Raw genomic sequence first — 21,554 nt, 5'->3', positions numbered from 1 at the left:
TCTGAGGTGTTCAGATGCGACGGGTCGGTCAGACGCCGGCCAGCTGCTTGTCCTCATCGAGGTCGCGGCCGACGTGGACCGGGGCGGAGTCGCGCTCGAGGGACTCACCCTCGATGTCGACGTTCGGCAGGATCCGGTCGAGCCAGGCGGGCAGCCACCAGGCCTTGTCGCCGAGCAGGTAGAGCACCGACGGGATCAGCACCATCCGGACGATGAAGGCGTCGAAGACGATCGATACCGCCAGCGCGAAGCCCATCGACTTGATGATGGCGTCGTCCTCGAGGATGAAGCCGGAGAACACCGCGATCATGATGGACGCCGCCGCTACCACGACCCGGGCGCTGTTGCGGAAGCCGTCGACGACGGCCTCGTGCATGGGGAGGCCGTGGACGTGTGCCTCCCGCATCCGGGTCACCAGGAACACCTGGTAGTCCATCGCCAGACCGAACACCACGCCGATCAGGAAGATCGGCATGAAGCTCACGATCGGCTGGCCCTCGAAGATCCCGAACGCGCCCTCCTGGAAGATCGCGACCGTCGCGCCCAGCGTCGCGAGCACCGAGAGCAGGAAGCCCACGGTGGCGGTCAGCGGCACCAGGATCGAGCGGAACACCAGCACCAGCAGGATGAACGCCAGGCCGATGACCACGGCGAGGTAGATCGGCAGGGCGCCGTTGAGCCGGTCCGAGACGTCGGTCGTGATCGCGGTCAGACCGGTGACGCCGACGACGGTGTCGGTCCCGTCCTCGATCGCGCCCTGGCCGTCGCGCAGCGCCTCGAGCAGGTCGAGGGTCTCGGGCTCGTCCGGGCCGGAGGACGGCACGATCTGGATCATGGCGCCGGTGCCGGTCCCCGCCGGGGCGCCGTCCTCGCCCAGCGGGGCGTTGGTGGCGACCAGGTCGGCACTTGCGACATCGTCCTGCCCCGCGGCCCACGCGACGACCTCGTCGAAGGCGGCCTGCCGGCCGTCGTCGTTCGCGATGTCGCGACCGTCGACCACCACCAGCAGCGGGCCCTCCCGGCCGGGGCCGAAGGCCTCGGTCATCAGGTCCGACGCCTGGCGCTGCGTGGTGTCGGTCGGCGCGGTGCTGTCGGTCGGGAACGCGAGGTACATCTGCGTGATCGGCGCGGCCAGCGCACCGAGCAGGACGACGACGCCCAGTACCCAGGCGACCGGCGCCTTGGCGAGCATCTGCGCCCAGCGCACGCCGTTGTTGTGGATCCGGCCGTGCTCGTCGCGCTTCGGGTTGTACTTGCGCACCCGCCCGGCGAAGGACTTCGACTTGGTCAGGCCGAGCAGCGCGGGCAGCAGGGTCAGGGCGACCAGCACCGCGATCAACACGGTCGCGGCGGCGGCGAGTCCCATCGCGGTCAGGAACGGGATCTGGACGACGGCCAGGGCGGAGAGGGCGATGAGCACCGTCAGGCCGGCGAAGACGACCGCGGAGCCCGCCGTACCGACAGCGATGCCGGCAGCATGGGCGCGGTCGTCGGTGTGGTGCAGCTCGGTTCGGTAGCGGGCGAGGATGAACAAGGTGTAGTCGATGCCGACCGCGAGGCCGATCATGGTTGCGAGCATCGGAGTGCTGGAGCCGATGTCCATCACGGCGGTCATCGCGGTGATGCCGACCATGCCGAGACCGACGCCGAAGACCGCGTTGAGCAACGGCATGCCGGCCGCCATCAGCGAGCCGAAGGTGAGCACGAGGACGATCAGCGCGATGCCGAGGCCGAGCAGCTCGGCGGTGCCGCCGGGCGGTGCCATGACCGCCATGCCGGGACCGTTGGCCTCGGCGACCAGACCGGTCTCCTCTGCCGTGTCGGTCAGCAGCTCCTCGAGCTGGTCGACCGAGGTGACCTTCAGGTCGGCGGGGGAGTCGACGTCCCACTCGAACGTCATGGTGCCGATCCGGCCGTCGTCGGAGAGCGTCGAGAACGCGGCGGGAGTGCCTTCGGGGGCCGCGGCCGGGGCGACCAGGCCGGGGTTCTCGGCGCCGGCCTGCGGCAGCGTCGGCACCTGGTCGATCAGCTGCTGGATCGCGGTCTGATAGCGCGGCTCGGACAGGATGTGCCCCTCCGGCGCGGCGACCACGATGTTGACCGAGGCGTCGTCGAAGGCGTCTCCGGACTCCGGGAACAGCTCCTGCTGGATGTCCGCCGCCTTCTCGGACGGGATGCCCGGGATGGAGAAGGCGTCGGTCATCGGCTTGGAGAAGGCGGCGGCGAGGCTGCCGACGATGACGGCGAGCAGCAGCCATCCGGCGATGAAGAACGGCCACCGCCGGTAGGCGGTCGAGCCGATGCGATAGAGCAGGCGGGCCATGTCAGGTCTCCTGGTGAGCTGGACTGCGACCGGGGTCTCCGGCGCAGGTCGGGGTGAGGGAAGGGTGCTGCTGGTGGGGCGAGGAGGTGGGGCGATGGGTCAGGCGAGGGCGCTGCGGGCGTCGGCGACCGTCGCGTCGAAGTGCTCGGAGAAGGTGCGGTCCGGATCCTCGGCGGTCCGGTCGAGGGCGTTGTCGAAGAAGGTGAGCAGCAGCTTCAGCAGCAGCCGGGACTGCAGCGACGGGAAGTCGTCCCCCTCGCGCTGGCGCACGCATTCGGCGAAACCGGTCGCGGCCTCCTCGAGGCGGGTGTGGACCAGGGCCAGCAGCCGGGGGTCGGTGACCACGGCGTCGCGGAGCAACGAGATCAGGTGCTCGTCGGTCCGGTCGCGGACCGCCTCGTGGGCGAGCTCGATCAGGTCGTCGAAGAGCCGGCCGGTCGGGCCGCCCGCGACGAAGGCGTCGACCTTCGCCTGGTCCACCTCGATGCCGGGTCCGAGGACGACATCGGCCTTGCCGTCGAAGTAGTTGAACACGGTCCGGCGCGACACGTCGGCCGCGACGGCGAGGTCGTCGATCGTCCAGCCGTCGAAGCCCTTCTCGAGAGTCAGCTGCAGCCCGCACTCCTGGAGCCGGAGCGCGGTCTGGACGCGCTTCGCCTCACGGCGGTTGGGACTGCACAAGTCGGGCATGGAGTGCATCTTTGCACTACATGCGCGCCTGGTGCAACTTTGTGACCACCGTCACGCGGCCCGGTGACGGAGTGCGGACGCCGCCCGGCAGCCGACGATCGCCGGTGCCTCGTGGACCAGCTCGTCGTCGTCGAGCGCCGTGACCATGAACAGCGCGAAGTCGGTACGACGGGTCAGGTTGCTCTCCAGCAGCGGATCGCCGACGTGCCGGGCCCACACCGGCAGGCCCTCGGACGGGCCCTCCTCCAGGTCGCTCCCGCGGACCAGGGTCCAGCGGGTCGCGCTGGCGAAGATCCGCCGGGCCGCCTCGAGCTGGTCGTCGATGTCGGCGAACCGGATCAGTCGCGCGGCGAGGGTGAGCGTGCGCACCATCGCCCGGAACCGCCGGGTGTAGTGGTCTCCGCTGTCACGAGGGACGTGCCAGCCGCAGGAGAACACCAGGCGGGCGCCCGGCTCGGCGTGGTCGAGCACCGCCTGCGCGGTGCCGCTGGCGTAGCCGTGCATGCCGAACGGCACCAGGATCGCGAGGACGCCGTCGCAGCCGGCGACGGCCCGGGCGATCACATCTCGGTCGTCGGTCGGTCCCGCGACGATCGTGATCCGGTCGGCCAGGTCGGCGAGCTTGCCGACGCTCTTCTCGCGGCAGACCGCGACGACGTCGTACCCCTGGTCGAGGCAGTGGTGGATCAGGTGGCGTCCGAGCTTGCCGGAGCCGCCGACGATGCACACGCGGCGCGGCCGGGTGCTGTCCGGAGAATCAACCTTACGCATGTAAGGAGAGTAGTGCTCGTCCTTACGGTTGTAAAGTGCCGCCATGGCCGGCGCGCGCATCCCCCTCACGCCCGAGCGCATCGTCGGGGCGGCGGTCGCGGTCGCGGACCGCAGCGGCATCGGCGCGGTGAGCATGCGCAACGTGGGCAAGGAGCTCGGCGTCGAGGCGATGTCGCTCTACCACCACATCGCCAACAAGGAGGCCCTGCTCGACGCGCTCGTCGACTGGGTCTTCGACGGCATCGACCTGCCCGAGACCGACGAGGCCTGGCGCCCGGCCCTGCGCCGTCGCTCGCTCTCGGCGCGGACCCGCCTGGCGGCCCATCCGTGGGGCGTCGGCCTGATCGAGTCCCGGCGGACGCCGGGAGCGGCCCTGCTCCGGCACCTCGACACCGTCCTCGGCGCGCTGCGCCGCGGCGGCTTCTCGGTCGCCGACGCCGCGCACGCCTTCTCGGTCGTCGACGCCTACGTCTACGGCTTCGTGATCACCGAGGTGAACCTGCCGTTCGAGACGCCGGGCGAGGTCGAGGACGTGGCCTCCGGCATCGCGGAGGCGATGCCCGACGGCGCGTACCCCCACCTCGCCGAGCTGATCACCGAGCACGCCCTGCGGCCCGACTACGACTACCGAGCGGAGTTCACCTTCGGGCTCGACCTGATCCTCGACGGCCTGGCCCGCTTGGTCGAGGGCGGCGGCTCGGCGGTTTGACGGGGGGCTCGCCGGATACGATCCGGAGTCCGTCCCCGCGTCCCCGGAGCCCACGTGACCGTCTTCCTCGTCCTCGGCATCGCCGGGCTCGTCCTGCTCGCGGTGTCCCTGCTCGCCGGGGACCTCCTCGACGGCGCGTTCGACGCGCTCGAGGCCGACTGGATCTCCTCGGCCGTGATCGGCGGCTTCGTGTCCGCCTTCGGGTTCGGCGGCGCGGCCTCCGACGGTGCCGGCCTGCCCCTCCCCGCCTCGCTCGCCATCGGCGCCGGCTGTGGCCTGGTGGTCGGCTGGTTCGCGTGGTGGCTGACCCGGGTGCTCAAGGACAGCCCCAGCGACGGCACGGTGTCGATCAGCGACAGCGTCGGCCTGGTCGCCAAGGTCGTGACCGACATCCCCGGCGAGGGGTACGGCGTCGTGCGGGTCGTCGTCGGCGGCCACCCGATGCGCCTCAACGCCTCCGCCCACCAGCCCATCGAGGCCGGCACCGAGGTCAACGTGACCGGCGTGCTCTCCCCGACCGCGGTGAGCGTCACCGAGATCTGGCAGCCGTGAGCCACGGCGCCCCCACCTCCCTCCCTCCCCACGCCCCTGAAGAACGGAAGTCATCGCTGTGAACACCGACGTCCTGGTGCCGATCGCCGGCATCGTGGTCCTGCTGGTCCTCCTCGTGCTGCTGGTCACCAGCCGCTACAAGGTGGCCGGCCCCAACCAGGCGTTCATCGTCACCGGGCGCAAGGGCAAGGCGGTGATCAACCCCGAGACCGGGGAGCTCACCACCGATCTGTCCGGCCAGAAGGTCGTGCTCGGCGGCGGCGTCTTCGTCATCCCGTTCGTCCAGAAGCTCGCCACGATGGACCTCTCCAGCCGCCGGATCTCGGTGCAGATCCGCGGTGCTGTCTCCGGTCAGGGCATCAAGCTCAACCTCGACGGCGTCGCGATCGTCAAGGTCGGCGGCAACGCCGACCAGATCCGGCTCGGCGCGCAGCGCTTCCTCAGCCAGCAGGGCGACATCGAGACCTTCACCCAGGAGGTGCTCGCCGGCGCGCTGCGCTCGATCGTCGGCGGCCTGACCGTCGAGCAGATCATCCGCGACCGGGCCGCGTTCGCGCAGCGGGTCGCCGACGAGTCGGAGTCCTCGCTGACCGGCCAGGGCCTGATCCTGGACGCCTTCCAGATCCAAGACGTCACCGACGACGGCACCTACCTCGCCGACCTCGGCCGGCCCGAGGCCGCCCGCATCCAGCAGGCCGCCGCGATCGCCGAGGCCAACGCCCGCCAGGCGGCCGAGCAGGCGCAGATCGCCGCGGAGCAGGAGATCGCCATCGCCCACCGCACGCTCGCGCTCAAGCAGGCCGAGATCAAGGCCGAGACCGACGCGGCCTCGGCCCAGGCCGCCGCGTCGGGCCCGCTGGCCCAGGCCGAGCGCGACCAGGCGATCTTCGCCGAGCAGGAGAAGGTCGCCGTCCAGCAGGCGGCGCTGACCGAGCGCCAGCTCGAGACCCAGGTCCGTAAGCCGGCCGACGCCGAGCGCTACCGCGTCGAGCAGGAGGCCGAGGCCCGGCGTACCTCGGAGATCGCGGCGGCCGACGCCCGCAAGGCCGCCACCATCGCGGCCGCGCAGGCCAAGGCGGAGGAGACCAAGCTCAGCGGTGAGGCCGAGAAGGCGCGGCGTGCCGCGCTCGCCGAGGCCGATGCGATCGAGGGTCTCAAGCGCGGTGAGGCCGAGAAGGGCCGCCGTCTGGCCGAGGCCGACGCCACCCGGGCCGAGGGTGAGGCGCAGGCCGCGGCGACCCTCGCGATCGGTCAGGCCGAGGCGGAGGCGATGGACAAGCGGGCCGAGGCGTTCGCCCACTACAACGACGCCGCGGTGCTCCAGATGCTGATCGAGGTGCTCCCGCAGATCGCGAAGGAGGTCGCCTCGCCGATCGCCGCGATCGACCAGCTCACGGTGCTCTCCACCGACGGTGCCGGCGCGCTGCCCAGGCAGGTCACCGAGAACGTCACGCAGACCCTGCAGATGCTGAAGACCTCGACCGGCCTCGACCTCGAGGCCCTGATCAAGAAGTCGGTCGGCGGGGCCGTCGGGGCCGTCGGGGCCACCGAGGTGCCGCCCGCCGTGGACGGTCCCGACACTCCCTGACCCGGCGCAGTCTGAATCTGAGATCACGCCGACCCGGCTCAGATTGAATCAGGGAGGACGCCGACCCGGCTCAGATTGAATCAGGGAGGACGCCGACCCGGCTCAGATTGAATCAGGAACTGCCCCGACCCGGCGCAGATTGAGCTCGCGAGAGTTCAATCTGCGCCGGGTCGATGTGCGTCTGCGTTCAATCTGCGCCGGGTCGGCGGGGATCTGGGCTCAGTTCGCGCCGGGGCGGTGGGGCGCGGCCAGCCCGTGCTCGTAGGCGTACACGATCGCGGCCGGCCGGTCGCGCAGGCCGAGCTTGGTGAAGATCCGGCCGACGTGGCTCTTGACCGTGAGCTCGGAGATGACCAGCTCGGCGGCGATCTCGCCGTTGCTGCGGCCCAGGGCGATCGCGCGGAGCACCTCGCGCTCGCGGGCGGTGAGCGGGTCGACGGCGCCGGGGACCGCCGCCACCGGGGCAGGGGCGAAGGTCCGGAACCGGTCGAGGACGCGGCCGGTGACCGCGGGATCGAGCCAGCTGCCGCCCTCGGCGACGGTGCGGACCGCGCGGATCAGGTCGTCAGCCGAGGAGTCCTTGAGCAGGAAGCCCGACGCGCCGGCCCGCAGGGCGCCGGACAGCATCTCGTCGTCGTCGAAGGTGGTGAGCACCAGCACCGGCGGCCCGTCCGCCTCCACCACCGCCCGGGTCGCGGTGATGCCGTCGACGGTCCGCATCCGCAGGTCCATCACGACCACGTCGACGCCGTCCTCGCCCAGGGCGTCGAGGGTGGCAGGCACCTCGCCGCCGTCGGTGCACTCGGCGACGATCTCGAAGCCGTCGCGCCTGCGCAGGATCCGGCGCAGGCCGGAGCGGACCAGGTCCTGGTCGTCGACGAGCACGACCTTCAACGCGGGCTCGCTCTGACCCGGGTCCTTGCGAAGCTGTTCGGAGGAGCGCAGCGGAGGAGTAGCACCTCGTGGGGTGGTCATGCTGTCTCCGCCTTCCACAGCGTGTGCCCGCAGGGCAGCTCGAAGCCGGACCGCGCCGGTCCGCCCAGTCGTACGTCGACCACCCAGTCGCCGCCCGTCGGGCCGGCGTCGAGCCGCGCACCGAGCTGGGCCGCCCGGGCCTGCATCCCGGCGAGGCCGGAGCCGAGCTCGTCGGGGCGGGGCCGCCCGGCGGGCAGGGGATTGGTGACCCGGAGCCGGGCGCGGGCCCCGGTCACGGAGAACCGCACCCGGACCTGCGCGTCGGCGCCGGCGTGCTTGACCACGTTGGTCAGGGACTCCTGCGCGATCCGGTAGAGGCCGAGCCCGGCGGCGGCCGGCAGGGCGGCGGGATCCCCCTGCTCGTCGTACTCGACGGCCAGCCCGGCTCCGGCCATCTGCCGCACCAGCGCGGCGATGTCGCTGCCGGTGGGCAGGGCGTGGCGCTCGGCGGTGCCGTCGGCCATCGCGCTCACCGCGCGGCGGATGTCGCCCATGGCGCGGCGGCCGACCTGCTCGGCGTCGGCGAGCGCGGCGTCGACCTCGGCGACCGCCTCCGCGGTCTCCTCCGGGCCGGACGCCTCACGTACGTCGCGCAGCGCGCGTCGGGCACCGGTGACCTGGAGCAGGGAGATGCTCAGTGAGTGCGCGACGAGGTCGTGGATCTCGCGGGCGATCCGCTCCCGCTCCGCCGTCGTCGCCCGGTCCCAGGCCTGCTCCCGGGCGCGTCGCTCCGCGATCAGGGCCCGCATCTGCCACAGCAGCATGGCGCCGATGACGAAGCCCAGCAGCAGCTCGAAGGTGTAGAGCGGCGCGCCGGCGAGGCCGGGGCCGACGGCGGCCGCGACGACCACCGCCTGCCCGATGGCAGCGACCGCGAGCCCCTCGCGCAGCCCGTCGCGCGCGGTGATCTCGGCCGTGGCCAGGGCCAGCAGCACGGGGGCGAGGTCGAGCACGCCTTCGGGGGGACGGGACAGCAGCAGCACGGCGGCGAGCACGCTGCCGGAGATGTCGACCCACCACGGCAGCCAGCGGTTGGTGGTGAACTGGACGAGCGGCGTGACCATGACCAGCGGCACGCAGATCAGCAGCGGGTCGAGCGGCCAGAGCGCGTCGCGCAGCACGAGAGCGACGAGCACGGAGGCCACCTGGCCCAGGTGGGAGGCCAGGGGGACCCACCAGGGGTAGAGGATCTGGTGCCGGTCGAGGTTGGCCTCGATCCCGGCGCGCAACCAGCGCAGCATGACAACAGCGTAGGGAGCCCGGCGTGCCCGGTCATCCCGCCGCGGGAGGTCCGCGCCCTCCTCCCCTGGTAGGACGCGCAGAGCCTGCCGTCGGCTGATGTCCGCGCCCGCCGCGCCGCCTACGGTCGACCCATCCCCTCCGAACGCCATCCATCCCGACGACAGAGAGGTCGGTGAGGACGATGACCTGGACCGAGACCCACCGCCGCTGGCAGGCCCTGCGGGCCGTCGAGCAGGAGCTCTGGGCGGCCGACCGGCCCGAGCTCCCCTGGACCGACGAGCTCGCCGACATCTTCGGCGACCGGGACGGCCTGCGCGCCGCCCTGCGCTACCGCTGGCGACTCGCCGTCAGCACCCAGCTCGACACCCATCTGCCGGAACGGGTGCTCGAGGAGCAGCGCCGCCGGCTGGCCGACCGCGGCCGCGGAGTGCTCCGGGTGCTGGACGAGGCGCCGGTCGAAGGCCTGGACAAGGGGCCCGCCGAGGGGTTGGGTACGACGCATGCGGTCGCCTGACGTCGCACGCTCCGCCGACCTGCCGCGCTCCTTCGCCGCGTGGGTCCTGGCGCACGGTCTCCAGCGCGCGCTCATCCAGCGCGGCGCCCGCAAGGGGGACCTGATCAGCCGGATGGTGATGGACCCGGCCCTGCGCGTGGACCCGTTCCCGGCGTACGAGGAGCTGCGGGCACGGGGGCCGATCGGCGCCAACGACCTGATCTCGGCGAGTGTCGACCATGCGGTGTGCAACGAGGTGCTCCGCAGCGACGCCTTCGGCACGGCCGGTGGCCAGGGCGAGCTGCCGAAGCCGCTGCGCTGGCTGCACCACAAGGTGCTCGATCCCGACACCCTGGGCCCGGTCGACCCGCCGTCGATGCTGGCGGTCGACCCGCCGCTGCACACCCGCTATCGCAAGCAGGTCGCCCGCGCCTTCACCGCCCGCAAGGTCGGGCGGATGGGCGATCGCGTCGGTGCTGTGGCCGGCGATCTGCTCGCCGAGCTGGCCGGGGCCGAGGAATTCGACCTCATCGAGCGCTACGCCTCCCAGCTGCCGGTCACCGTGATCGCCGACCTCCTCGGCGTACCGGAGCAGGACCGCGACCGGCTCCTCGCGCTCGGCAACGAGGCCGCGGTGACCCTCGACCCCGGCCTCTCCTGGCGGCAGTTCCGTCGCGCGGAGGTCGCGCTGCGCGAGATGCACACGTGGTTCCGTGGCCACGTCGAGCGGATCGCCGCCGACCCGGGCGACGACCTGATCAGCCAGCTCACCCTCCTCGACGGGGAGGACCGGCTCGACCCGGTCGAGCTGCACCAGGTCGGCCTGCTCGTGCTGGCCGCCGGCTTCGAGACCACCGTCAACCTGATCGGCAACGCGGTCGCGATGCTCGACGGGCATTCCGACCAGCTGCGCTGGCTGCAGGAGAACCCGGACGGCTGGGGCAACGCGGTCGACGAGGTGCTGCGGCACCAGTCGCCGGTGCAGCTCACCTTGCGGATCGCGCTGCGCGAGACCGAGGTCGCGGGCAAGAGGTTCGCGCCGGGACACGGGATCCTGCTCTACCTCGGCGGCGCCAACCGCGACCCCGCGGTCTTCGCCGATCCCGGCACCTTCGACGTCACCCGCACGAACGCCGACCAGCACCTCGCGTTCTCCGCCGGCGTGCACTTCTGCCTCGGTGCCAGCCTGGCCCGGCTCGAGACCGCGGTCGCGCTGCGGGCGCTCTACGAGCGCTATCCCGACCTCCACGTCGCCGGCCGGCCGGAGCGGCGCGGAACCCGGGTGCTGCGAGGGTTCGAGCGACTGCCGGTGCGCACCTCGGCGGCCGTCACGGCGTGAGGGGTCACACTGCCGCGGTGAGGTCGGTCTGCGCGAAGTCGTTGCCCTTGAAGAGCAGGGGAACGGCAAGGGTCTTGGCCAGCGCGTAGGAGAAGCAGTCGCCGAAGTTGAGCGCGGCGGGATGCCGGCCCTTCCCGAACCGCTCCCATGCGGTGTGGGCCGCCCACCCGAGCTCGGCGTCGACCGGACGAACATCGATCTCTGCCCGGGCGACCAGTTGTCGCAGGTCCTGCACCGCATCGGCACCCTGTCGCGCATGCAGTACCAGGGCAGCCTCCGTCAGCGTCGCCGCTGACACGACGACCGGACCGCGCGACAGGATCGCGCTGAACCGCTCCAACTCCGGCTCGCCCAGGACGACCGCCACGAGGGCGGAGGTGTCGACGGCGATCACACGGGGAGCCCGTGCTCGTCGTACCCCACGATCTCCTCGGCGCTGAGATCGCTCCGGTTGGCCCGCCGCCGACCTCGCTCGCCGATCGCGATCAGGTCGGCATAGACGACGTCCACACGAGGAGCCGAGCGTGCCAAGCGGTCCTTCAGTGCGGCCTTGAGCGCCTCGGTGATCGACGTGCCCATGCGAGCCGCGAGCTCGCGCGCGAGCCGGTCGGTCTCGGGATCCTTGATGTTGAGGGCCATGTAGGAAGAATATCAGGAACCTTTCTTCCTGGCAGTCTTCCCACAGGGATACCTCCTGCCCGCGGTCAGGGACGGCGCCCGTCGCTTGACCGGACGCACTTTACAAGTGCACCCCTCTTGTCAAACGGCTTTACAAGTCCTACCTTCTTGTCAAGCGGCAGTGCTGCCGAGCGCAAGGAGGCAAGAGATGACCGGATCGACCGTCGGTGCGACCGTTCCCGAGGGATCCACCGAGCAGTGGAGGGACAAGAAGCGGTACCTGTGGCTGCTCGGCCTGATGGTGCCCGGACTCGGCATCGCGGCGGTGGTCGCCTGGCTCTACACCGACTGGGTGTGGCTGCTGCTGGCCGGACCGATCCTCGTCAACGTCCTCATCCCGCTGCTCGACCTCGCCTTCGGCCTGGACCCGTCGAACCCGCCGGACGACATGATGGAGCAGCTCGAGAACGACCGGTACTACCGCTGGGTCGTCTACCTGTACATCCCGCTGCAGTTCCTCATCCTCCTCGCGGGCTTCGCGCTGATCGCCGGCACCAACCCGATCGCCTGGTTCACCGACCTGGTCGGGGCGACCAGCTGGGTCAGCGACAACCTCGGCTCCGCGCTCGTGCGCGACGTCTCGATGACCTGGTACGAGAAGGTCTTCCTCGCCGTGTCCATCGCCGGCGTCCAGGGCATCGCCATCAACACCGCCCACGAGCTCGGTCACAAGAAGGAGGAGGTCGAGCGCTGGCTGTCGAAGATCGCGCTCGCGCCGACCTTCTACGGCCACTTCTACATCGAGCACAACCGTGGCCACCACGTCCGCGTCGCCACCCCCGAGGACCCCGCGTCCAGCCGTCTCGGCGAGTCCTTCTGGGAGTTCTGGCCGCGCACGGTCAGCGGCTCGCTGAAGTCCGGCTGGGAGGTCGAGGCCAAGCGCTACCGCCGCAAGGGGACGCACCCCTTCCACATCGGCAACGACGTGCTCAACGCCTGGCTGATGTCCGCGGTCCTCTACGGCGCGATGTTCGCGCTGTACGGCTGGAGCATCGCGCCGTACGCCCTCATCACGATCGTGTTCGGCTTCTCGCTGCTGGAGATCATCAACTACCTCGAGCACTACGGCATGAAGCGCCAGAAGGTGGGCGAGAAGCAGCGCTACGAGCGGGTCCTGCCGATGCACAGCTGGAACAGCAACAACATCGTCACCAACATCTTCCTCTACCACCTGCAGCGCCACAGCGACCACCACGCCAACCCCACGCGGCGCTACCAGACGTTGCGCGACTTCAAGGAGTCCCCGGCCCTGCCGACCGGGTACGCCGGCATGCTGACGCTCGCGCTCTTCCCGCCGCTGTGGCGCAGGGTGATGGACCATCGGGTGGTCGAGCACCTCGACGGCGACGTCACCCTGGCGAACATCAAGCCGGGCAAGGAGGCGAAGTACCTGCGCAGGTTCCCGCCGCCGGCCGTGCACGACGTGCACAAGGAGGACCTGTTCGCGCAGAGGTTCGTCGGCGAGGTGCTGGCCGCGAAGTGCCCCGGCTGCTCCTATGTCTACGAGGTCGCCGTGGGCGACGAGCACGAGGGCTTCGCCGCCGGCACCGCCTGGGCCGAGATCCCCGACGAGTGGTGCTGCCCCGACTGCGGTGTCCGCGAGAAGATCGACTTCGTCCCCTTCGACCCCGAGAAGATCGGAGCCTAGTGCCGTGAAGATCTCCGTCGACATCGACAAGTGTGAGGGCCTCGGCATGTGCGAGGCCATGGCCAACGACTACTTCGAGGTGGACGAGGACGAGGACAAGGTCGCCATCCTCGACGACACCCCGCCGGAGAGCGACCGGGCCCACGTGTACGCCGCCGTGCAGGCCTGCCCGGTGCTCGCGCTCACCCTCGACGGGTGACGCGGACGCCGATGTCCCTCCTCGCGGATCGGACGCGGGCGCTGGCGGAGCGGGTGGCTACCCTGACCGGCGTGGCCACCCCGACCCTCCGCGACCGTCTGCTGGAGGCAGCCGTCGAGCTCACCACCACGTCGGGGTGGGCGAAGGTGACGATGGCGCGGCTCGCCGACGAGGTCGGCGTGAGCCGGCAGACGGTCTACAACGAGATCGGCACCAAGAACGACCTCGCCGAGGCGATGGTGCTGCGCGAGCTGGACCGCTTCCTCGCGGGCGTGACCCGCTCCTTCGACGAGAACCCCGACGACCTGATCTCGGCGATCCGCGACTCGGCGCGCCGCGTGCTCAAGTACGCCGAGGACAACGCGCTCCTGCACGCGGTGGTGTCCGCGACCCACGGCGCCGACACGGAGCTGCTGCCCCTGCTGACCACCCACGCGGAGTACCTCCTCGAGGGCGCCAAGCTGGTCGTCGCCGACCGCGTCGCGGCGTACGACGTCAAGCTGGCTCCCGAGCGCCTGGACGCGAGCATCGACATGGTGGTGCGGCTGGTGCTGAGCCACGTCATGCAGCCTTCCGCCGCGCCGGCCCGCACCGCCGACGACATCGCCTGGATCGCCGAACACGTCCTCGGCTGAACTCGACGTACTACCCTCGCCTCGGGAGGACTGCCGGGTGGACCGGCGGAGGGAAGGGACCATGGGGTTGGTGCGACGCGCCCTGGGGGCCCGGCCGACGGTCGGGCTCGCGGCCGGTGCTGCCCTCCTCGCGCTCACCGCGTGCGGCTCTCCCGAGAAGGTCGCCGAGAAGGACGACAGGGCCGACCCGAGCGAGGCCGCGGCCAGCACGTCCGGCGCCCCCACCGCCGCCGTCGCCGACCCAGAGCACGCGGTCGAGCCGCCGGGCGCCTTCGACGGCAAGCAGTACGGCGACGACCTGCTCCTCGTCGCGGAGGACACCATCGCGCCGGAGGATCTCGCCACCATCACCGGCGTCACGGTGCGGGGCAAGCCGGGCGTGGCGGCGTACACCCAGCTCTCCTACGGCCAGTTCTCCATGGAGAACAAGCTCTTCAACATCGCCGCCGTCGACCCGGGCGAGTTCCGCCGGTTCACCGGCCCCGACGCGGCCCCCTTCCAGCCGCAGTGGGACCGCGTGGCCGGCGGCGAGATCGCCGTCGCCGACCGGCTGCAGAAGGACCTGCCGATCGACGGCAACGGCTACCTCGACGTCGAGGAGCGGAAGATCCACGTCGGCTCGTGGTCGCCCGGCGGCGTCGACGGCATCGACGCGGTCGTCAACAGCAAGTGGGGTGAGGAGCTCGGGCTGCCCGAGGACAACGCGGTGCTGATCAACACCGGCCTCTCCTCGCCGCAGGTGGTGCGGGACAAGATCGAGAAGGCGTTCGGCGCGACCCGCTTCTCGATCAACGCCCTCGACATCGTGGCCCAGAGCGGCATCGATCCCGGCACCTACCAGCAGGCCATCCCGGTCGGCGCGTTCAGCGACGCCGTCGGCGTCTTCCGCTACACGCCCATCGGCGGCGGCCGGATCGCTCCTGACCCGGCCTGGGTCAGTACTCACATCGTGACCGAGGCCGTGCCGATCCTCGGGAGGGTCACCTGCAACAAGTACATGATGCCGCAGCTCAAGGCGGCCCTCGGCGAGATCCAGACGAGCGGTCTCGGCTCCAAGATCGACCCCGGGCAGTACGCCGGCTGCTACTACCCGCGCTTCATCGCCGGCTCCACGCAGCTGTCCAACCACTCCTTCGGCCTGGCGCTCGACCTCAACGTCCCCGGCAACCAGCGCGGCACGGTCGGCCAGATGGACCGCGTCGTGGTCGCGATCTTCAAGAAGTGGGGCTTCGCCTGGGGCGGCGACTGGGCCTACACCGACCCGATGCACTTCGAGCTGGCCCGCATCGTCAATCCGGGCTGAGTCGGATGGCGCGAGCGTGTCGCTCGTTCCTCGCGCCACGCTGCCGCGCGCGCAGTCGACTTCCGTAGGTGGTGCGTTCGCATGGCGGCAAGACGTCGGCGCGGCGGAAAGCGCCGGTCTCCTCGGCTCCGGTCGCTCCTTCGTCGCTCCCTGCGCCTCCTCGCCCGGCATTCCCGCCGCAGCCTCGGCATCGCTCGTACTGGACGGTAGTGACCGTGACACCACTGCTGTCACTCTCCGTGCCATGATGCGCGCATGACGTTCGCGCTGGGTCAGGGAACCGGTCCGCTCCAGGGCCTCAAGGTCGTCGAGATCGCCGGCATCGGGCCGAGCCCGCACGCCTGCATGATCCTGGCCGACCTCGGTGCCGACGTGATCCGGATCGAGCGCCCCGGCGGACAGATGCTCACCGGCGGCTCGCACGACCTGCTCAACCGCGGGCGTCCGAGCGTCGCGCTCAACCTCAAGGACCCCGAGGCGGTCGCCACCGTGCTCGACCTGGTCGAGCAGGCCGACGTACTCGTCGAGGGCATGCGGCCCGGCGTGGCCGAGCGGCTCGGCTTCGGTCCGGAGGAGTGCCACGCCCGCAACCCGCGCCTGGTCTACGGCCGGATGACCGGCTGGGGCCAGGACGGCCCGTGGTCGCAGGCGGCCGGGCACGACATGAACTACATCGCCATCACCGGGACCCTCCACGGCCTGGGCCAGGTCAAGGACAAGCCCCAGTTCCCGACCAACCTGGTCGGCGACTTCGGCGGCGGGTCGACGTACCTCGTCATCGGCATCCTCGCGGCGGTCTTCGAGGCGAAGGCGTCCGGGAAGGGCCAGGTCGTCGACGCCGCGATCGTCGACGGTACGGCGAACCTCAACGCGATGACGTCGGCCTTCCTCGCCGGCGGCGGGTTCAAGGAGGAGCGGGCGGCCAACCTGCTCGACGGCGGCGCGCCGTACTACGACATCTATGAGACCGCCGACGGCGAGCACATGTCGGTGGGTGCGCTGGAGCCGCAGTTCTACGAGCTGTTCGTCGAGCTGCTGGGCATCAAGGACACCGCGCCGGACCGCTGGGACGTCGCGAAGACCGACGAGCTGCGCGACCTGATCACCGCCACCTTCAAGCAGAAGACCCGCGACGAGTGGTGCGCGATCTTCGACGGCACCGACGCCTGCGTCGCGCCGGTCCTGCGGATGAGCGAGGCCCCGGACCACCCGCACATCAAGGGCCGCGAGATCTTCGTCGAGCACGAGGGCCTCGTCCAGCCGCAGCCCGCCCCGCGCTTCTCCCGCACGAAGGCCACGCTCTCGCACCCGCCGGCCTCCGGTGCCGGCGCGCACACCCGCGCGGCGCTCGCGGCCTGGGGCGTCAAGGACGTCGACGGCCTGGTCGAGCGCGGTGCGGCGGTGCAGCTCGAGGAGTGAGCGCGGCGGACGACGTGTCCCATCCCACGTCGCCGCCCGGCCCGTCGATTCACCCCGGAGCAGCCGCAGCCCCTAGGCTGACACCACAGGTCCGGCCAGTCTTGCCCCGGATCCCGGCGCACCGCACCGCACCATCTTCGTGGCCGCGCCCCTCACCCGAGGCACCGCTTCACCGCCCGTCACCCGACGGGCAGCATGGCGAGACGCCCACCTGAGGGGATCGCGCCGCCCTGCGCGCAGCGGTCTCCGGAGAGATACACCCGTGCCAAGTAACAGCTCCGCGACGTTCGCCGCTCTCGGCGTGCCCACCGCCCTGCTCGACGTGCTGACGGCTGACCAGATCACCGTCCCCACGCCGATCCAGGCCGCCACCCTGCCGGACTCGCTGAAGGGCCGCGACGTCCTCGGCCGCGGCCGCACCGGCTCCGGCAAGACCTACGCCTTCGGCCTGCCGCTGGTGACCCGGCTCAGCGCCGACGGTACGCCGCGGCGCCCGGCCCCCAAGCGCCCGCGCGCCCTCGTCCTGGCGCCCACCCGCGAGCTCGCCTCCCAGATCGCGGCCACGATCGCCCCGCTCGCCAAGGCCGTCGGGCTGCGCACCACCACCGTCTTCGGCGGCGTCGGCCAGGGGCCGCAGGTCAACGCGCTGCGTGACGGCGTCGACATCCTGATCGCCTGCCCCGGCCGGCTCGAGGACCTGATCGGCCAGCGCCACTGCAGCCTCGCCGACGTCCAGGTCACCGTGCTCGACGAGGCCGACCACATGGCGGACCTCGGCTTCCTGCCCGCCGTACGACGCCTCCTCGACCAGACGCCGAAGGGCGGCCAGCGGATGCTGTTCTCCGCGACGCTCGACAACGCGATCGACGTCCTGGTGAAGCGCTACCTGCGCGACCCGGCCGTGCACGAGGCCGACTCGGCCCAGTCGCCGGTCGCGAAGATGGATCACCACGTGCTCCACGTCGAGCGCGAGCAGCGGCTGCCCGTCCTGCTCGACCTGGTCAGCGCCCCCGGCCGGACCGTGGTCTTCACCCGCACCAAGCACGGCGCCAAGGCGCTGGCCCGCCAGCTCAACAAGTTCGGCGTGCCCGCCGTCGACCTGCACGGCAACCTGAGCCAGGGCGCGCGCACCCGCAACATGGACGCCTTCCACAGCGGCACGGCGACCACCCTGGTCGCGACCGACATCGCCGCCCGCGGCATCCACGTCGACGACGTCTCCCTGGTCGTCCACGCCGACCCGCCGGCCGAGCACAAGGCCTACCTGCACCGCTCCGGTCGTACGGCGCGCGCCGGTGCCGCCGGCACCGTGATCACCCTGATGACGAGCGAGCAGCGTGGCGACGTCCGTGCGCTGACCCGCGCCGCCGGCATCACGCCGACCACCACCCGGATCCAGGGCCCCGAGCACCCGGTGCTGCAGGACCTCGCCCCGGGCGAGCGGAGCCGGCCCGGCGGCATCGACCTCACTCCCGCCGCGGCCCAAGGCGGCGGCAACGGCGGTGGCGGCGGTCGTCGGCGTCCGGCGGGCAACAAGCCCGCGGCCAAGACCGGCGCCAAGAAGCCTGGTCAGGGCTCGGGCCGGCGCGGTGCGCGGTCCGGCTCGGCGAAGTCGGGCGGCGCCCCGGCCTCCGGCGGCGGCAACCGCAGCCGGTCGCGCTCGCGCGGAGCCGGCTCGGGCGGCGGCCACAGCGCGGCGGACTTCAGCTCCGGCCGACGCTGAGCCGAACGCGTGTAACTACCTGCTACTGCCGCTACCGCACTGGTCTACGGGTGCGGTAGCGGCAACAACAGATAGTTACAGCCGCCGACCCCGCCCCGGCCGAGCCCGATCTCGGGCACAATGCACCCGGGGCGCGACGGTCGAGGAGTCGGGATGCGGCGATGGCTGGCCGGCAGTGCTGCGTTCGCGGCCGTCGCGATGACCGCCCGGCGGTGCCGATCGATCCTCGCCGCGGCGCCGGGAATGCGCCCGTGGAACGCGTTCGTGCTGTTCTCCATCGGCAGCGGTCGGGAGCTGTCCTTGCTCCGCAGGCTCTACCCGACCACGGCAGAGCCGGCGCCCGGTGCCGAGGTCGAGGCGCGAGACCTCGACGGCGTGCCGGTCTTCGTCCACCGCCCGTCCCGCCTGTCCCGCCCGGCGCCTGGGCTCCGGGCCGCGCTGCTGTGGCTCCACGGCGGCGGCCTGGTGGCGGGTACGGCGATCGCGGACCATGCCCTGTGCGGGCGGCTGGCCGTGGAGCTGGACCTCGTGGTGGTCAGCGTCGACTACCGGCTGGCGCCGGAGCACCCGTTCCCGGCGGCGCTCGACGACTGTCACGCCGCCCTCCGGTTCCTGCATGCCGCGTCCGGCGAGCTGGGGGTCGATCCCGCCCGGATCGCGGTCGGCGGGGCGAGCGCGGGGGGTGGCCTGGCGGCCACGCTGGCGCAGCTGGCCGCCGATCGCGGTGAGGTGCCTGTCGCCTTCCAGCTGCTCGTGTACCCGATGCTCGACGACCGCACGACGTTGCGGCGCCCGGCGCGCGGCGTCGGGCGGCTGGGCTGGACGCCTCGTTCCAACCGGTTCGCGTGGCAGGCCTATCTCGGCCGGCCACCGCGGTCCTCCGACGCACCGGCGTACGCCGCCGCTGCCCGGCGCGAGGACCTCCGCGGCCTGCCGCCGGCCTGGATCGGTGTGGGCGCGCTCGACCTGTTCCGCGACGAGGCCGTCGCCTACGGGCGCCGGCTGGCCGAGGCCGGCGTACCGGTCGACGTCCACGTGGAGCCACGGATGTTCCACGGTGCCGACCTGGCGTTCCCGGACGAGCCGAGCATGCGGCGCTTCCGGGCGCGGCTGGACACGGCCCTGGCGGGGCAGCTGGCGGCCGGGCCGGTGGCCGACCTCGGGTCAGCGTGAGCGACGCGGCGAGCGCGCGGCGCGGGCGACCGCGGACTCGTAGGCCGTCACCAGGCCGCCGACGGACAGCGGCTTGAGTCGCTCCATGATCTCGCGGAAGTGGCCGGAGGTGGTCGCATCGTCGTACAGCGGCGCGAGCTGGTCGTTAATCACCTCGTAGAGCTCCTTGGCCATCTGCTCGCCGTGCTCCTGGTAGACCGCGGCCGCGGCGACGGCGACCTCGCGGGGGAAGCCGAGCTCGAGGAGGCGCACGCCGATCGAGAGCTGGTTGCTGGCGACGAGGTACGCCGCGCCGCGGATGCGCAGCACGCCGAGCGCCTGCAGGGTGGCGATGTCCTCGGCCGTGAGCGCTCGACCGGCCTTCCTCTCCAGCTGGGCGCGGTCCATCTCGACGGGCAGGTCGGACTGCCAGGGCGCGAGCATGGTGCGGGCGAGGGCGATGTCCTCGGGGGTGGCGTCCTCCGGGATGCCGGCGACGTACCGCTCGATGGCGGACAGCGTGAACCCGTGACTCTGCAGCTCGAGCACGAGCTCGATCCGGGCGATGTGGACCGCCGAGTAGTAGCCGGACCGGCCGCGCCGGATCGGCGGCGGGACCAGCCCGCGTGAGGTGTAGAACCGCACGGTCCGCACCGTCAGGCCGACCCGGGCGGTGAGCTCCTCGAGGGTGAGCAGATCGGGTGTGGGGTCCCCGCCGGATGCGTCGTGGGTCACACCGTCCGCCGGCCCCTCGCTCTTGACCATGACAGTAATAGTGTCACAATCGACCCAGGAACACCCTTCCGTGCGGCGCGCCCGTCGATCGCCGTACGTCCACGCCGAACCAGGCACGACACCTCACCTGAACTAGGACGGTCATGGCAGAAGCATTCGTGTACGACCACCTCCGCACGCCGCGCGGCCGGGGCAAGGCCAACGGCTCTCTCCACGAGGTGAAGCCCGTCGACCTCACCGTCGGACTGCTCGACGCGGTGCAGGAGCGCAACCCCGGTCTCGACACCCACCGCATCGACGACGTGGTCCTCGGCGTCGTCTCGCCGATCGGTGACCAGGGTGGCGACATCGCCAAGACCGCGGCCATCGCCGCCGGCCTGCCGGACACCGTCGCCGGTGTCCAGCTCAACCGCTTCTGCGCGTCGGGCCTCGAGGCCGTCAACCAGGCCGCCGGCCGGGTCCGCGGCGGTTTCGAGGACCTGATCGTCGCCGGTGGCGTCGAGTCGATGAGCCGCGTGTCGATGGGCTCCGACGGTGGCGCCTGGGCGTCCGACCCGGCCACCGCCTTCAAGGCGGGCTTCGTGCCGCAGGGCATCGGCGCCGACCTGATCGCCACCCTCGAGGGCTGGAACCGCGAGGACGTCGACGCGTACGCCGCCGAGTCGCACCACCGGGCCGCCAAGGCCCAGGCCAACGGCTACTTCGACGGGGCGATCGTCCCGGTCAAGGACATCAGCGGCCTGACCATCCTCGACCGTGACGAGACCGTCCGTCCCGACACCTCCGTCGAGGGCCTCGCCGGCCTCAGGCCGTCGTTCGCCCAGCTCGGCGCGGACGCCGGCTTCGACGACGTGGCGCTGGAGAAGTACCACTGGGTCGAGCGGATCAACCACGTCCACCACGCCGGCAACTCGTCGGGCATCGTCGACGGCGCCGCGCTGACCCTGATCGGCAACGAGCAGGTCGGCAAGGACCTCGGTCTCACCCCGCGTGCCCGGATCCTCGCGACCGCTGTCTCCGGTGCCGACCCGATCATCATGCTGACCGGCCCGGCTCCGGCCGCCCGCAAGGCGCTGGCCAAGGCCGGCCTCGAGGTCGGCGACATCGACCTGTTCGAGATCAACGAGGCGTTCGCCGCCGTGGCGATGCGGTTCATGCGCGACATGGGCATCAGCCACGACATCACCAACGTCAACGGCGGCGCGATCGCCATGGGCCACCCGCTCGGCGCCACCGGGGCGATGATCCTCGGCACCCTGATCGACGAGCTCGAGCGGCGCGACCTGCGCCGGGGTCTCGCCACGCTCTGCGTCGGCGGCGGCATGGGCATCGCCACCATCGTCGAGCGCGTCTGATCGAAGGGCCGAGCGTGTCGCAGAC

21 protein-coding genes are annotated in these 21,554 nt (G+C 71.7%); 13 read left to right on the top strand and 8 right to left on the bottom strand.

The features are described from left to right. Positions 1-28: 28 nt before the first annotated feature. From KVF89_RS22160 to KVF89_RS22150, 3 genes are all read right to left on the bottom strand, one after another. Entirely contained in the window at positions 29-2,323 is a 2,295-nt protein-coding gene (locus KVF89_RS22160; RefSeq protein WP_257428725.1) for an MMPL family transporter, read from the bottom strand. A 99-nt stretch (positions 2,324-2,422) separates the two neighbouring features. Next, positions 2,423-3,013, bottom strand: coding sequence for a TetR/AcrR family transcriptional regulator (locus KVF89_RS22155; protein WP_257428724.1), 591 nt, complete (start codon positions 3,011-3,013; stop codon positions 2,423-2,425). Positions 3,014-3,064: 51 nt separating this feature from the next. Next, positions 3,065-3,784 (bottom strand): NAD(P)-dependent oxidoreductase, encoded by a 720-nt coding sequence (locus KVF89_RS22150; protein ID WP_257428723.1) that lies wholly within the window; start codon positions 3,782-3,784, stop codon positions 3,065-3,067. A gap of 43 nt (positions 3,785-3,827) precedes the next feature. Between KVF89_RS22150 and KVF89_RS22145 the strand changes: the two genes are divergently transcribed. From KVF89_RS22145 to KVF89_RS22135, 3 genes are read left to right on the top strand one after another with little or no spacing between them, the layout of a single operon-like run. Then, positions 3,828-4,493, top strand: coding sequence for a TetR/AcrR family transcriptional regulator (locus tag KVF89_RS22145; RefSeq protein WP_257428721.1), 666 nt, complete (start codon positions 3,828-3,830; stop codon positions 4,491-4,493). Positions 4,494-4,547: 54 nt separating this feature from the next. Further along, complete coding sequence (locus tag KVF89_RS22140) at positions 4,548-5,045, top strand: NfeD C-terminal domain-containing protein (RefSeq protein WP_257428719.1); 498 nt, start codon at positions 4,548-4,550, stop codon at positions 5,043-5,045. A 58-nt stretch (positions 5,046-5,103) separates the two neighbouring features. Continuing rightward, positions 5,104-6,633: a flotillin family protein gene (locus tag KVF89_RS22135; protein WP_257428717.1), complete on the top strand. Its 1,530-nt coding sequence runs from the start codon at positions 5,104-5,106 to the stop codon at positions 6,631-6,633. A gap of 219 nt (positions 6,634-6,852) precedes the next feature. Here the strand turns inward: KVF89_RS22135 and KVF89_RS22130 are convergent, their stop codons facing one another. Together KVF89_RS22130 and KVF89_RS22125 are read right to left on the bottom strand one after the other, a co-directional pair. After that, positions 6,853-7,608 (bottom strand): response regulator transcription factor, encoded by a 756-nt coding sequence (locus KVF89_RS22130; RefSeq protein WP_257428714.1) that lies wholly within the window; start codon positions 7,606-7,608, stop codon positions 6,853-6,855. Next, positions 7,605-8,849, bottom strand: a complete 1,245-nt coding sequence (locus KVF89_RS22125; RefSeq protein ID WP_257428713.1) for a sensor histidine kinase — start codon at positions 8,847-8,849, stop codon at positions 7,605-7,607. Before KVF89_RS22125 ends, KVF89_RS22130 begins: the two co-directional genes overlap by 4 nt. A gap of 182 nt (positions 8,850-9,031) precedes the next feature. Between KVF89_RS22125 and KVF89_RS22120 the strand changes: the two genes are divergently transcribed. Continuing rightward, positions 9,032-9,364 carry a hypothetical protein gene (locus tag KVF89_RS22120; RefSeq protein WP_257428705.1) on the top strand — a complete coding sequence of 111 codons (333 nt, stop codon included), beginning with the start codon at positions 9,032-9,034 and terminating at the stop codon, positions 9,362-9,364. Beyond that, complete coding sequence (locus KVF89_RS22115) at positions 9,351-10,682, top strand: cytochrome P450 (RefSeq protein WP_257428703.1); 1,332 nt, start codon at positions 9,351-9,353, stop codon at positions 10,680-10,682. The genes KVF89_RS22120 and KVF89_RS22115 overlap by 14 nt, the downstream gene beginning before the upstream one ends. A 4-nt stretch (positions 10,683-10,686) precedes the next feature. Here KVF89_RS22115 and KVF89_RS22110 read toward each other — a convergent pair whose 3' ends face one another. Together KVF89_RS22110 and KVF89_RS22105 are read right to left on the bottom strand one after the other, a co-directional pair. Continuing rightward, a complete protein-coding gene (locus KVF89_RS22110; protein ID WP_257428701.1) occupies positions 10,687-11,076 on the bottom strand; it encodes a type II toxin-antitoxin system VapC family toxin in 390 nt (129 codons plus the stop codon). Beyond that, the gene (locus tag KVF89_RS22105; RefSeq protein WP_257428700.1) at positions 11,073-11,321 is read right to left on the bottom strand and encodes a type II toxin-antitoxin system VapB family antitoxin; all 249 of its coding nucleotides are present in this window, start codon (positions 11,319-11,321) and stop codon (positions 11,073-11,075) included. The genes KVF89_RS22110 and KVF89_RS22105 overlap by 4 nt, the downstream gene beginning before the upstream one ends. Positions 11,322-11,508: 187 nt before the next feature. Between KVF89_RS22105 and KVF89_RS30160 the strand changes: the two genes are divergently transcribed. The 7 genes from KVF89_RS30160 to KVF89_RS22065 all read left to right on the top strand — a co-directional run bounded on the left by KVF89_RS30160 (position 11,509) and on the right by KVF89_RS22065 (position 19,460). After that, on the top strand, positions 11,509-13,008 hold the full coding sequence (locus KVF89_RS30160) for a fatty acid desaturase (RefSeq protein WP_273475411.1): 1,500 nt from the start codon (positions 11,509-11,511) through the stop codon (positions 13,006-13,008). A gap of 4 nt (positions 13,009-13,012) precedes the next feature. Then, positions 13,013-13,207, top strand: coding sequence for a ferredoxin (locus KVF89_RS22090; protein WP_257428698.1), 195 nt, complete (start codon positions 13,013-13,015; stop codon positions 13,205-13,207). A gap of 71 nt (positions 13,208-13,278) precedes the next feature. Next, positions 13,279-13,842: a TetR/AcrR family transcriptional regulator gene (locus KVF89_RS22085; protein WP_257428696.1), complete on the top strand. Its 564-nt coding sequence runs from the start codon at positions 13,279-13,281 to the stop codon at positions 13,840-13,842. Positions 13,843-13,903: 61 nt separating this feature from the next. Further along, positions 13,904-15,145, top strand: a complete 1,242-nt coding sequence (locus KVF89_RS22080) for a M15 family metallopeptidase (RefSeq protein WP_257428694.1) — start codon at positions 13,904-13,906, stop codon at positions 15,143-15,145. A 255-nt stretch (positions 15,146-15,400) separates the two neighbouring features. Beyond that, positions 15,401-16,564, top strand: coding sequence for a CaiB/BaiF CoA transferase family protein (locus KVF89_RS22075; RefSeq protein ID WP_257428692.1), 1,164 nt, complete (start codon positions 15,401-15,403; stop codon positions 16,562-16,564). Positions 16,565-16,826: 262 nt separating this feature from the next. Next, positions 16,827-18,287, top strand: a complete 1,461-nt coding sequence (locus tag KVF89_RS22070) for a DEAD/DEAH box helicase (protein WP_257428690.1) — start codon at positions 16,827-16,829, stop codon at positions 18,285-18,287. A gap of 153 nt (positions 18,288-18,440) precedes the next feature. Next, a complete protein-coding gene (locus KVF89_RS22065; RefSeq protein ID WP_257428689.1) occupies positions 18,441-19,460 on the top strand; it encodes an alpha/beta hydrolase in 1,020 nt (339 codons plus the stop codon). Here the strand turns inward: KVF89_RS22065 and KVF89_RS22060 are convergent. After that, the gene (locus tag KVF89_RS22060; RefSeq protein ID WP_257428687.1) at positions 19,452-20,204 is read right to left on the bottom strand and encodes a MerR family transcriptional regulator; all 753 of its coding nucleotides are present in this window, start codon (positions 20,202-20,204) and stop codon (positions 19,452-19,454) included. The genes KVF89_RS22065 and KVF89_RS22060 overlap by 9 nt on opposite strands. Before the next feature lie 113 nt (positions 20,205-20,317). Between KVF89_RS22060 and KVF89_RS22055 the strand changes: the two genes are divergently transcribed. Next, complete coding sequence (locus KVF89_RS22055) at positions 20,318-21,529, top strand: acetyl-CoA C-acetyltransferase (RefSeq protein WP_257428685.1); 1,212 nt, start codon at positions 20,318-20,320, stop codon at positions 21,527-21,529. The last annotated feature ends 25 nt before the right edge of the window (positions 21,530-21,554 follow it).

It is taken from the genome of Nocardioides carbamazepini (genome assembly GCF_024614185.1).
GTDB lineage: Bacteria > Actinomycetota > Actinomycetes > Propionibacteriales > Nocardioidaceae > Nocardioides > Nocardioides carbamazepini.
This window is presented reverse-complemented; position numbering and strand designations above follow the sequence as displayed.

Coding starts and splice junctions, on each gene's coding strand:
- KVF89_RS22160 (WP_257428725.1), bottom strand. CDS start 2,323: ATGGCCCGCCTGCTCTATCGCATCGGCTCGACCGCCTACCGGCGGTGG.
- KVF89_RS22155 (WP_257428724.1), bottom strand. CDS start 3,013: ATGCCCGACTTGTGCAGTCCCAACCGCCGTGAGGCGAAGCGCGTCCAG.
- KVF89_RS22150 (WP_257428723.1), bottom strand. CDS start 3,784: ATGCGTAAGGTTGATTCTCCGGACAGCACCCGGCCGCGCCGCGTGTGC.
- KVF89_RS22145 (WP_257428721.1), top strand. CDS start 3,828: ATGGCCGGCGCGCGCATCCCCCTCACGCCCGAGCGCATCGTCGGGGCG.
- KVF89_RS22130 (WP_257428714.1), bottom strand. CDS start 7,608: ATGACCACCCCACGAGGTGCTACTCCTCCGCTGCGCTCCTCCGAACAG.
- KVF89_RS22125 (WP_257428713.1), bottom strand. CDS start 8,849: ATGCTGCGCTGGTTGCGCGCCGGGATCGAGGCCAACCTCGACCGGCAC.
- KVF89_RS22120 (WP_257428705.1), top strand. CDS start 9,032: ATGACCTGGACCGAGACCCACCGCCGCTGGCAGGCCCTGCGGGCCGTC.
- KVF89_RS22115 (WP_257428703.1), top strand. CDS start 9,351: ATGCGGTCGCCTGACGTCGCACGCTCCGCCGACCTGCCGCGCTCCTTC.
- KVF89_RS22105 (WP_257428700.1), bottom strand. CDS start 11,321: ATGGCCCTCAACATCAAGGATCCCGAGACCGACCGGCTCGCGCGCGAG.
- KVF89_RS30160 (WP_273475411.1), top strand. CDS start 11,509: ATGACCGGATCGACCGTCGGTGCGACCGTTCCCGAGGGATCCACCGAG.
- KVF89_RS22080 (WP_257428694.1), top strand. CDS start 13,904: ATGGGGTTGGTGCGACGCGCCCTGGGGGCCCGGCCGACGGTCGGGCTC.
- KVF89_RS22075 (WP_257428692.1), top strand. CDS start 15,401: ATGACGTTCGCGCTGGGTCAGGGAACCGGTCCGCTCCAGGGCCTCAAG.
- KVF89_RS22065 (WP_257428689.1), top strand. CDS start 18,441: ATGCGGCGATGGCTGGCCGGCAGTGCTGCGTTCGCGGCCGTCGCGATG.
- KVF89_RS22060 (WP_257428687.1), bottom strand. CDS start 20,204: ATGGTCAAGAGCGAGGGGCCGGCGGACGGTGTGACCCACGACGCATCC.
- KVF89_RS22055 (WP_257428685.1), top strand. CDS start 20,318: ATGGCAGAAGCATTCGTGTACGACCACCTCCGCACGCCGCGCGGCCGG.